Source organism: Nocardioides pacificus, from assembly GCF_054775955.1.
In genome coordinates this window covers 251415-261995 of record NZ_BAAHCI010000008.1, presented here as the reverse complement: position 1 = coordinate 261995, position 10581 = coordinate 251415, and the positions used below count along the sequence as shown (strand labels likewise).

Below are 10581 nucleotides of genomic sequence, written 5' to 3'. Positions count from 1 at the left end.
CCGCTCTCGGGCGATTGACTCCCATCGAGTACGAGACCATCATGACCGCGCCAGCCACTCAGGCTGCGTGACCCAACCTGTCACCTGATCGTGCAGCAGTCCCCCGATTTCCTGGATGAGCTCTACGAGGCAGGTGGACGCTTTGAAAGCGATGGCTGGGCCATCAAGAGAGCCCTGTCCGAAGTGGATGGCAACCGGGGATTTGTCACTCTTCGCATTACGCAATCACCCGAAAAAGTGGTTCGGGTCCCGCCCGAGGAATCGGAGGAGTTCCCAGGTGGACCGCTGACCTTGACTGCGACAGTCACTTGGCGCAAAGGGAACTGGATCATGGAGCGGCTGGATCAACTCGGATGAGCCGCATGCTGACTGCAGTTCTCGTGCTGGGATTGGCAAGCCCTGCCATCACACTCCAGGTGAGCGCCGCTGCTACAGCGTTGGCGGTCAAGGCGCCTTGTCAGTCAGGGACAGCCTCCGGATCGAGTGCATTTGAGTCATTGACGACCTGCGGAGGCCTGCCGCCAGGTATCCCGACGCCGGTCGAGACTCCATCGGGCACTGCCGCTGCCTCCGAGACATCCCCTGGAGTTCGGTACGTATACGTGCCCACATGCGAGAGGTCTGGCGACATCAATCCGGGGTTTCAGGACTGTGCTGGGCAGATGGCGTGTGGCGAAGGCGGAACAGTGATGACCGTCTGGGTTTACGCTCCTGGCGAGGATCCAGCCATCGTGGGGCGGGGGTGCGTCGAACCCGGCGAGGCAGCAGCCGCAGCGCCGCCCACCATCACCCCCGGCATGGTGGCGCGCGCCTTCCGCCGCGTCCCCCTCCCCGACTCCACGCTCACCGTCCAGCCGCCGGGCGGAGAGACGCTCGTCAACTTCGACACGCTCTTCTCAACCCAGGCCGGGTCCTTCACCCACACCCTGAACATGCTCGGACAACGAGTCGAGCTGGACATCACGCCGGCGAGCTTCACCTGGGAGCACGGCGACGGCACCCAGCAGACCAGCACCACCCCCGGGGTCGCGTTCAGCGAGAACCTCCCGATGGACGCCTACATCTCCCACGAATACGCAGAGGCCGACGTCACCGTCCACCCCAGCGTCGACACCACGTGGTCGGCTCGCTTCCGCGTCAACAACGGCCCGTGGCAACCCGTCGACGGCACCGTCACGATGGACGGCGACCCCGCCGCCCTCACCGTTCTTGAAGCCAGCCCCCGGCTCACCCGCTGACCAACCGAAACCGACGGGCGTCAACGCGCACCCGTCGACTAGGTTTCCCTCATGAGCGATGCGGCCCTCGACCCGACCTTCCTCTCGCTCCCCTACCGCTCACTGGGCGACGCAGCCCTCCAGCGCGCACGGGAGCTCGGAGTCACCCACGCGGACTTCCGCTTCGAGCGTCTGCGCCACCAGTACGTCGGCGTACGCGACGAGGTCCTCCAGACGGCCGCCGACGCCGAGGACATGGGCTTCGCCGTGCGCGTCATCCACCGCGGCGCCTGGGGCTTCGCCTCCGGCATGCTGCTCACCGACGACGAGGCGCGGCGGGTGGCCGAGACCGCCGTCCAGGTGGCGCTCGTCGCGGCTGAGATGACGACGACACCGGTGGAGATGGCCCCCGAGCCCGTCTACGACCACGTCACGTGGCTCTCGTCGTACGACGTGAACCCCCTCGGCGTCCCCACCGGCGACAAGGCCGCGCTCTTCATCGACTGGACGAGGCGCTTGCGCGCTCACCGGTCGGTCCAGCACGCCGCCGCCGGCGCCCAGCAGGTGCAGGAGAACAAGTACTACGCCGACCTCGCCGGCACCCGAACCACGCAGCAGCGGGTCCGCCTCCAACCGTTCTTCGAGGCGATGGGCACCGACGAGTCCACCGGCGTCTTCGACTCGATGGCCAGCATCGCTCCCCCCGTCGGTCGCGGGTGGGAGTACCTCACCGACGGCGGCTACGACTGGGACGCGGAGCTCGCCGAGGTCCCCGAGCTGCTGGCCGAGAAGCTGCGGGCACCCAGCGTCGAGGCGGGCACCTACGACCTCGTCATCCACCCCTCCAACCTCTGGCTCACAATCCACGAGTCGATCGGGCATGCCACCGAGCTCGACCGGGCGCTGGGCTACGAGGCCAACTACGCCGGCACCTCGTTCGCGACGTACGACAAGCTGGGCACGCTGCAGTACGGCTCCCCCGTCATGCACGTCACCGGTGATCGCACCATCGAGCACGGCCTGTCGACGATCGGCTACGACGACGAGGGCGTGCAGACGCAAGAGTGGGACATCGTCAAGGACGGCGTGCTGGTCGGCTACCAGCTCGACAGGGCGATGGGACACCTCCACCCCGAGCTCAACGACGGGCGCTCGAACGGGTGCGCCTACGCCGACTCCTCAGGTCACGTCCCCATCCAGCGGATGGCCAACGTCTCCCTGCAGCCGGCCGCCGACGGCCCGAGCACCGAGGAGCTGATCGGGCGCGTCGAGCGCGGTCTCTACGTGGTGGGTGACAAGAGCTGGTCGATCGACATGCAGCGCTTCAACTTCCAGTTCACCGGCCAGCGCTTCTATCGCATCGAGAACGGCGAGCTGAAGGGGCAGGTCCGCGACGTCGCCTACCAGGCCACCACGACTGACTTCTGGGGATCGATGGAGGCGGTCGGCGGACCACAGACCTGGGTCCTCGGCGGCGCGTTCAACTGCGGCAAGGCCCAGCCCGGCCAGGTCGCCGCCGTCAGCCACGGATGCCCGACCTCGCTCTTCCGCGACGTACGCATCCTCAACACCACCGAAGAGGCGGGCCACTGATGACGACCCCCACCCCCCAGCAGCTGGTCGAGCACGCCCTCGCCACCTCCACCGCCGACGACTGCATCGCGATCGCCGGCAACGCCACGAGCGCCAACCTGCGCTGGGCCAACAACACGCTCACCACCAACGGCGTCATGCACGCGCTGTCGGTCACCGTCGTCTCGTTCGTACGACGCGCCGACGGCGTCGCCACGGGATCGGCGTCGAGCAGTGCCAGCACGCTCGACCAGGTGAGCGCACTCGTCGAGCAGGCGGACGCGGCGGCCCGCTCAGCGGATGCCGCGGAGGACGCCGCCGACCTGATCGCCGGTGAGGCCGCCGGGGACTGGGACGAGGCCCCGGTCGCCACCGACATCCGCGTCTACGACACGTTCGCACCGGCGCTGGGAGAGGCGTTCGGCCGGGCCCGCTCCGAGGGACGGGTGCTGTACGGCTTCGTCAACCACGAGCTCACCACGACGTACCTCGGCTCGACGACCGGCCTGCGGATGCGTCACGTCCAGCCGACCGGGCACTACGGCTGCACCGGCAAGACGACTGATCTCTCCCAGAGCGCCTGGACCGGTGGCGCCACCCGCGACTTCGCCGACGTCGACGCACTCGCGATGGACGCCACGCTCGCCCAGCGTCTCTCGTGGGGCACGCGGCGGGTGGACCTTCCGGCTGGCCGCTACGACACCATCCTGCCGCCCATCGCGATGGCAGACCTGATGATCGACGCCTATTGGGGCGCCGGTGCCCGCGTCGCGCATGAGGGGCAGTCGGTCTTCAGCAAGCGTGGTGGCGGGACCCGTGTCGATGACCAGGTCGCGAAGGACGGCGTCACGCTGCTGAGCGACCCCGCCTTCCCCGGCCTCGAGAGCGCCCCGTTCGTGACGGCCGGGGCCTCGGGCAACACCTCGTCGGTCTTCGACAACGGGCTCCCGCTCGGCCGCACCGAGTGGATCCGCGACGGCCGTCTCACCTCGCTGCTGCAGACCAGGCACTCCGCCGCCCTGACCGGACTCCCGGTCACGCCTATGGTCGACAACCTGGTCCTCGAGGTGGACGGCGCCGCCGGATCGATCGACGACCTCGTGGCCGGCACCGAGCGCGGACTGCTCCTCACCTGCCTGTGGTACATCCGCGAGGTCGACCCGCAGACCATGCTCCTCACGGGCCTGACCCGCGACGGCGTCTACCTCATCGAGAACGGCGAGATCACCGGGGCGGTGAACAACTTCCGGTTCAACGAGAGCCCGGTCGACCTGCTCAACCGCTTCACCCACGCCAGCGCAACGGGCCCGGCGTTCAGCCGGGAGTGGGGCGACGACTACTTCTCGCGGACAGCGATGCCGGCGCTGCGGGTGCCGGACTTCAACATGTCGAGCGTTTCCCAGGCGCTGTAGCCAGGGGCGGCAGCCGAGACACCGGTGCCGTTTGGTCCCCAACGGCGTGCATTTCTGGAATCGGCTGCCGTCTCTGCCCAATCGGCGACCTCGCCCGCGGGTCTGCCGGGCCCCGGCTACCCAACCGGACGTGACCGCGCCCGGCTCACGACGTACGACGAAGTGCAGCGCGGCGGACGGCGACCGATCGTCACGCCACGGCGCGGCGCGGCGTCCGGGCACTGGTGACGGACGTACGACACGTCGCCGATTGGTCAGAGACGACGTGCATTTCCCCGAAATCCTTGCCGTTGGGGACCAAACGGCAGGGGAAGACGCCCACCCACCCCCACCCGGACCTCCTCCTCGATCAGGTCGGCGTTGATCCGCGCGCCGGCGCTCAGCCCGGCGGCCGCGGAGACGACGACCTGCGCCTGGATGCTGCAGACGTTGCCGGCCAGCCAGACGCCGGGGACCCCGGACGCGCCCGTGGGGTCGACGACGGGATAGCTGCTGCCCACCACGTGTCCGCCCATCTCCTGGTCCACGGGCGCCAAGCCCAGGGAGTCCAGCAGCCCTGAGCGTGCCCGCATCACCGGCGCCACGACGGCGACCTCGCGGGCGACGAGCTCGCCGGACCCCAGCCGCACGCCGAGAAGCCGGCCTCCCTCCGACTCGAGCCCTGCCACAATCACCTCCCGGATGCGGACCCCGCGCGCGGTCAGTCGCCCGCGTTCGTCGTCGGGCAGCTCCAGCGTGTGGGCGAACAGCGTGACGTCCCCGCTGAGCTGGCTGAACAGGAGCGCCTGGTGCCCTGACATCGGCGAGGTTCCCAGCACCCCGATCGCCCGGTCGCGCACCTCCCACCCGTGGCAGTAGGGGCAGTGCAGCACGTCTCGGCCCCACAGTTCCCTCACCCCCGGTACGTCGGGCAGCTCGTCGGTGAGCCCCGTCGCGACCAGCAGTCGCCGCGCTACGACCACCCGACCGTCGGCGAGGCTCACCTCGAAGGATCCCGCCCCCTCGACCGCCCTTGCCGCCACCGCCCGTCCCGCGACCACCGTGCCGCCGTACCCCTCCAGCTCCTGCCGCCCGAGCGCCAGCAGGTCCCGCGGCGGCGTTCCCTCCCGCCCCAGGTAGTTGTGCACCCCCTCCGCCGGGGCGTTGCGTGGCTCCCCCGCGTCCACCACCAGCACCGAGCGACGCGAGCGCGCCAGCGCCACCGCTCCACTCAGTCCGGCTGCCCCGCCACCGACCACCACCACGTCGTACTGCTTCTCCATGACCGCTCCTCGTCCATCGAGCCGAGCCCCTCCCGGCCGTGGAGAACCACGGTGCGTCCGAGACGAGCGGTTGACAAACTCTCTTGCCATTGCGGCAAACTGACGCCATGACCGACTCCGACCTCACCGACGTCCTCGGCGCCGTCGGCCCTCGCCTGCGAGCGCTGCGTCTGCAACGAGGGGCCACGCTGAGCGCTCTCTCGGAGTCCACCGGGATCTCCGTGAGCACGCTGTCGCGCCTCGAGTCCGGGCAGCGCCGCCCCACCCTCGAGCTGCTCCTGCTGCTGGCCCGCGCCCACCGCGTCGCGCTCGACGAGCTGGTCGACGCTCCCCCGACCGGCGACCCGCGCATCCACGCGAAGGCGTTCACCCACCACGGCGTGACGTTCGTGCCGCTCACCCGGCGCCCGGGCGGCATCCAGGCCTACAAGCAGATCATCCCGGCCCACTGGCCCGATCGGGAGCCCGAGCCCAACGTCCACGAGGGCTACGAGTGGCTCTACGTGCTCTCCGGCCAGCTCCGGCTGGTGCTCGGCGAGCACGACGTCGTGCTCAACGCAGGCGAGGTCGCGGAGTTCGACACCCGCGTCCCCCACTGGATGGGCAACCCGGGCTCGACCCCGACCGAGGCGCTCACCCTCTATGGCCCCCAGGGCGAGCGCATCCACGTGCGCGCCCGTCCGGCTCAGCCCGGGACGCCGCCCGGCACCGGCGACTCGGGGTCGTAGGGCACCCGCGTGAAGATGAACGTGCGCACGTCGAGGTGGGCGATCGAGCCGTCCTCACGTCGTACGACGCGCAGCTCCTCGCCGCGGTGGTGCCCGTGCGTCCCGACGATCCGCCCGTCGCGCACGGCGAAGCGATAGAGCAGCACGCCGGCCCTGCGGGCCACCAGCTCCACGCCGGTGCGTCCGTTCTCCAGCTCGAACACGAACGGCGTGTAGCCCCAGTGCCAGACGCCGGTCAGCCCCGCCAGCTCCTCGGGCACGGTATCGACCGGCCGCCACGGCGCGGGGATGGTCGGCTCGCACGACTCCAGCACCTCCAGCAGCCGTACGGCGAGCGCGGCCGCGCGCATCCCCGTGGTGGCGTTGCTCAGCGCGACGACGCCCTGGCGCCGGGGGCGGTCAACGAAGCAGGTCGCGACGAAGCCGGGCATCGAGCCGGTGTGGCCCACCAGCGTCCCCGAGCCGCCCGCGAACATCTGGAAGCCCAGCCCGTGCGCATACGCCAGCCCCGAGGCGAGCTCGCCCGAGCGGGGCACGAAGGCCTGCTCCAGCGCCGCCAGCCCCAGCACGTCCGGATGCCCCTCGAGCAGGAAGCGCGTCCACGTGCCCAGATCGGTGATCGTGCTCCACAGCTGCCCGGCCGGCGCCATCGCGCCGGTGTCCGGGTGCGGCTCGCGCAGCAGCGTGCGCTCGTAGGGATGAACGCTCCACCCGTCGGCGTGCACGCCCTCGGCCTGGTAGGACGTGCGGTCCATCCCGAGCGGCACGAGCACCCGTTCACGCAGAGCGTCCCACCAAGTCTGGCCGTGCAGCCGGGCCACGACCTCGCCGAGGAGTCCGTAGGCGAGGTTCGAGTAGTGGAACGACCCCTCGGTGCCGACGGCCGGGCGGCCGCCGTCGTTGGCGGCGGCGAGCGCGTCGAACGGCCCGTTCTCCGAGCGCTCCCACCACGGTCCGTCCGGCTCGGACTGCAGCCCGGCGGAGTGGGCCAGCAGCGCGCGGACGGTCCGGTCGCCGTACCCGACCTCGCCCAGCACCGAGCCGACGGTGTCGTCGAGCGAGAGCCTGCCCTCGGCCACCAGCTGCAGCACGAGCACCGCTGTCATCGTCTTGGTGATCGAGCCGATCTTGTACTGCGTGTCCGCCGGCTCCCCGGGGACGTCGCCGCAGCCCTCCGACCACACCAGCCGCCCCTCGCGCAGCACGCCGGCGACGAGGGACGGAGACCGGTTCTCCACCTGTGCCTCGGCGAGCGCCAGCCGCAGCCGGTGCGCGGTCGATCCGAGGACGCCGTCGACCCCGCTCACTCCGCGAACGCCTCGAGCGGCGGGCAGGCGCAGACCAGGTTGCGGTCGCCGTAGGCCTGGTCGATGCGCGCCACCGGCGACCAGTACTTGTCCGGGTCGATGCCGGCCGGGAACACGCCGAGCTCGCGCGGGTAGCCGCGCGACCACTCGCCGACCAGTGCCCGCGCGGTGTGCGGGGCGTGCCGCAGCGGCGACTCCTCGGGCGTCCACTCCCCCGCGCCCACCCGGTCGATCTCCGCGCGGATCGCGATCATCGCCTCGATGAAGCGGTCGATCTCGGCCAGGTCCTCGGACTCGGTCGGCTCGACCATCAGCGTCCCGGCGACGGGGAACGACATCGTCGGCGCGTGGAAGCCGTAGTCGACCAGCCGCTTGGCCACGTCGTCGACGCTGACGCCGGTCTCCTTGGTGAGCCCGCGCAGGTCGAGGATGCACTCGTGGGCGACCAGGTCGTTGTGGCCGCGGTAGAGCACCGGGAAGTGCTCCTGGAGCCGCGCGGCCATGTAGTTGGCCGACAGCACGGCGGTCGCGGTCGCCCGGGTCAGGCCCTCGGCCCCCATCAGCCGCACGTAGGCCCACGAGATCGGCAGGATCCCGGCCGAGCCGTACGGCGCGGCGCTGATCGCCCCGATGCCGTCCCGTTTCTCGGTCTCCGGGTGCATCACGTGCGAGGGGAGGTACGGCGCGAGGTGCGCGCGCACAGCGACCGGGCCGACGCCGGGCCCGCCGCCGCCGTGCGGGATGCAGAACGTCTTGTGCAGGTTCAGGTGCGACACATCGCCGCCGAACTCACCGGGGCGGGCATAGCCCAGCAGCGCGTTGAGGTTGGCACCGTCGACGTACACCTGGCCGCCGTGCTCGTGCACGATCGCGCAGAGCTCGGTGATCGAGTCCTCGTAGGCGCCGTGCGTCGAGGGGTAGGTCACCATGATCGCGGCCAGGTCGTCGGCGTGCTCGGCGCACTTGCTGCGCAGATCGTCGAGGTCGACCGAGCCGTCGTCGCCCGCCTTCACCACGACCACCCGCATCCCGGCCATCACCGCGGAGGCGGCGTTGGTGCCGTGCGCCGACGAGGGGATCAGGCAGACGTCGCGCGCCGCCCCGCCGTTGGCGCGGTGGTAGCCCCGGATCGCGAGCAGACCGGCCAGCTCGCCCTGGGAGCCCGCGTTGGGCTGGATCGAGACCCGGTCGTAGCCGGTCACCTCCGCGAGCCAGCCCTCGAGATCGGCCACCAGCTGGCGGTAGCCCGCCGCGTCCTCAGCAGGCGCGAACGGGTGCAGCTCGGCGAAGCCGGGCAGGCTGATCGGCTCCATCTCCACGGTCGCGTTGAGCTTCATCGTGCAGGAGCCCAGCGGGATCATCCCGCGGTCGAGGGCATAGTCGCGCGCCGAGAGCCGGCGCAGGTAGCGCAGCATCTGGGTCTCGCTGTGGTGCGAGGAGAACACCTCGTGGGTGAGGTACGACGTGGCGCGGCGCAGCGCCTCGGGCAGCCGATCTCCCGCGGCGCGGTCGTAGCCGTCGACGTCCACCGCCAGCCCGAAGGCCTTGAGCACGCTGGTCAGCGTCGAGCGGGTCGTGGCCTCCGAGGTGGACACGCCGACACGGTCGTCGTCGACGTGGCGCAGGTGCACGCCCAGCGCCCGAGCGGCCGCGACCACGTCGCCGGCCCGGCCGGGCACCCGCACCGACAGCGTGTCGAAGAACTCCGCGTGCTCGACCTCGATCCCGCCCGCCTCGAGGGCGGCGGCGAGGACGGAGGCGTAGCGGTGCGTCCGGGTCGCGATGGAACGCAGCCCGTCGGGGCCGTGGTAGACGGCGTACATCGACGCGACGACGGCCAGCAGCACCTGTGCGGTGCAGATGTTGGAGGTGGCCTTGTCGCGCCGGATGTGCTGCTCGCGGGTCTGCAGGGCGAGGCGATAGGCCGGACGTCCCTCGGCGTCCACCGAGACGCCCACGAGACGACCGGGCAGGTGGCGCTCCAGACCCTTCGCCACGGACATGAAGCCGGCGTGCGGGCCACCGTAGAAGAGCGGCACCCCGAAGCGCTGCGAGGAGCCGACGACCACGTCGGCGCCGAGCTCGCCGGGCGACTCGAGCACGGTCAGCGCCAGCAGGTCGGCGGCGACGACGGCCAGCCCGCCCCGCTCGTGTGCCTGCTCGATCACGTGCCGGGGGTCGAGCACACGACCGGAGGCGCCGGGATACTGCACGAGGACGCCGCTGACCGGCCCCTCCCCCTGCGGCAGCCCGTCGGTGAGGTCGGCGACCACGACCTCGATGCCCATCGCCTCGGCGCGGGTGCGAACGACGTCGATGGTCTGCGGCAGCGCGTCGGCGTCGACGACGAACGGGCCCGCCGCCTTGCGGTTCGCGCGACGTACCAGCGTCATCGCCTCGGCGGCGGCCGTGCCCTCGTCGAGCAGCGAGGCGTTGGCGGTGGGCAGCCCGGTCAGGTCGCCGACCACGGTCTGGAAGTTCAGCAGCGCCTCGAGGCGGCCCTGTGAGATCTCCGGCTGGTACGGCGTGTAGGCGGTGTACCAGCTCGGGTCCTCGAGCACGTTGCGGCGGATCACGCCGGGGGTGATCGTGGCGTGGTAGCCGAGCCCGATCATCGCCTCGGCGGGCCGGTTGGAGGCGGCCAGCGCCCGCAGCTCGCGGGCTGCCTGCTGCTCGGAGACGGCGCGCGGCAGGTCGAGGGCCGCGCTCGAGCGGATGCCGCCGGGTACGGCGGCGTCCATCAGCTCCTCGAGCGAGCCGTAGCCGAGGCTGGCGAGCATCGTGGCGACGTCGCTCTCGCGGGGGCCGATGTGCCGCGCGGAGAACGGGACCGCCGCATCCAGCTCGGAGAGCGAGGCGCCGGTGGCATGCGGGTGCCCAAGTCGGCTGTTGGGCGGGCTGACGGGCTGGGACACGAAGGCTCCTCGATGACGGGTCGTCCGGGACGCCTCCCCCTCTGTCACGCGCCGCGCGGGATGCGGTCCGCTTCAGAGTCGCCTCGTCCGCACGGTCCGGGCGCCTGAGAGGTTCCGGGGAGGAATTGCCCCTTCGGCGCTCCGCCCGGCCGCGATGATCCTCGACCG

8 protein-coding genes and 1 riboswitch are annotated in these 10581 nt (G+C 71.1%); of the genes, 5 read left to right on the top strand and 3 right to left on the bottom strand.

All coding sequences use genetic code 11. The annotated features are described in order from the left end of the window. Window positions 1-90 precede the first annotated feature (90 nt). From ACYU7L_RS13415 to ACYU7L_RS13400, 4 genes are all read left to right on the top strand, one after another. Window positions 91-357, top strand: a complete 267-nt coding sequence (locus tag ACYU7L_RS13415) for a hypothetical protein (protein WP_460797407.1) — start codon at window positions 91-93, stop codon at window positions 355-357. 332 nt (window positions 358-689) lie between these two features. Beyond that, on the top strand, window positions 690-1238 hold the full coding sequence (locus ACYU7L_RS13410) for a hypothetical protein (RefSeq protein ID WP_460797405.1): 549 nt from the start codon (window positions 690-692) through the stop codon (window positions 1236-1238). Between the two features lie 51 nt (window positions 1239-1289). Beyond that, on the top strand, window positions 1290-2810 hold the full coding sequence (locus tag ACYU7L_RS13405) for a TldD/PmbA family protein (RefSeq protein WP_460797403.1): 1521 nt from the start codon (window positions 1290-1292) through the stop codon (window positions 2808-2810). Next, on the top strand, window positions 2810-4201 hold the full coding sequence (locus tag ACYU7L_RS13400) for a metallopeptidase TldD-related protein (protein WP_460797401.1): 1392 nt from the start codon (window positions 2810-2812) through the stop codon (window positions 4199-4201). Before ACYU7L_RS13405 ends, ACYU7L_RS13400 begins: the two co-directional genes overlap by 1 nt. Window positions 4202-4455: 254 nt before the next feature. On the opposite strand, the gene ACYU7L_RS13395 is transcribed toward ACYU7L_RS13400, so the two are convergent. After that, on the bottom strand, window positions 4456-5463 hold the full coding sequence (locus tag ACYU7L_RS13395; protein ID WP_460797399.1) for an NAD(P)/FAD-dependent oxidoreductase: 1008 nt from the start codon (window positions 5461-5463) through the stop codon (window positions 4456-4458). A gap of 107 nt (window positions 5464-5570) precedes the next feature. On the opposite strand from ACYU7L_RS13395, the gene ACYU7L_RS13390 reads away from it, so the two are divergent. Then, a complete protein-coding gene (locus tag ACYU7L_RS13390; RefSeq protein WP_460797397.1) occupies window positions 5571-6191 on the top strand; it encodes a helix-turn-helix domain-containing protein in 621 nt (206 codons plus the stop codon). On the opposite strand, the gene ACYU7L_RS13385 is transcribed toward ACYU7L_RS13390, so the two are convergent. After that, entirely contained in the window at window positions 6149-7498 is a 1350-nt protein-coding gene (locus tag ACYU7L_RS13385; RefSeq protein WP_460797395.1) for a serine hydrolase domain-containing protein, read from the bottom strand. The two genes, ACYU7L_RS13390 and ACYU7L_RS13385, sit on opposite strands and share 43 nt — an antisense overlap. Beyond that, the gene (gene gcvP / locus ACYU7L_RS13380; protein WP_460797420.1) at window positions 7495-10341 is read right to left on the bottom strand and encodes an aminomethyl-transferring glycine dehydrogenase; all 2847 of its coding nucleotides are present in this window, start codon (window positions 10339-10341) and stop codon (window positions 7495-7497) included. Before gcvP ends, ACYU7L_RS13385 begins: the two co-directional genes overlap by 4 nt. 154 nt (window positions 10342-10495) lie before the next feature. Next, a riboswitch (glycine riboswitch) is annotated at window positions 10496-10575 on the bottom strand. Window positions 10576-10581: the final 6 nt, after the last annotated feature.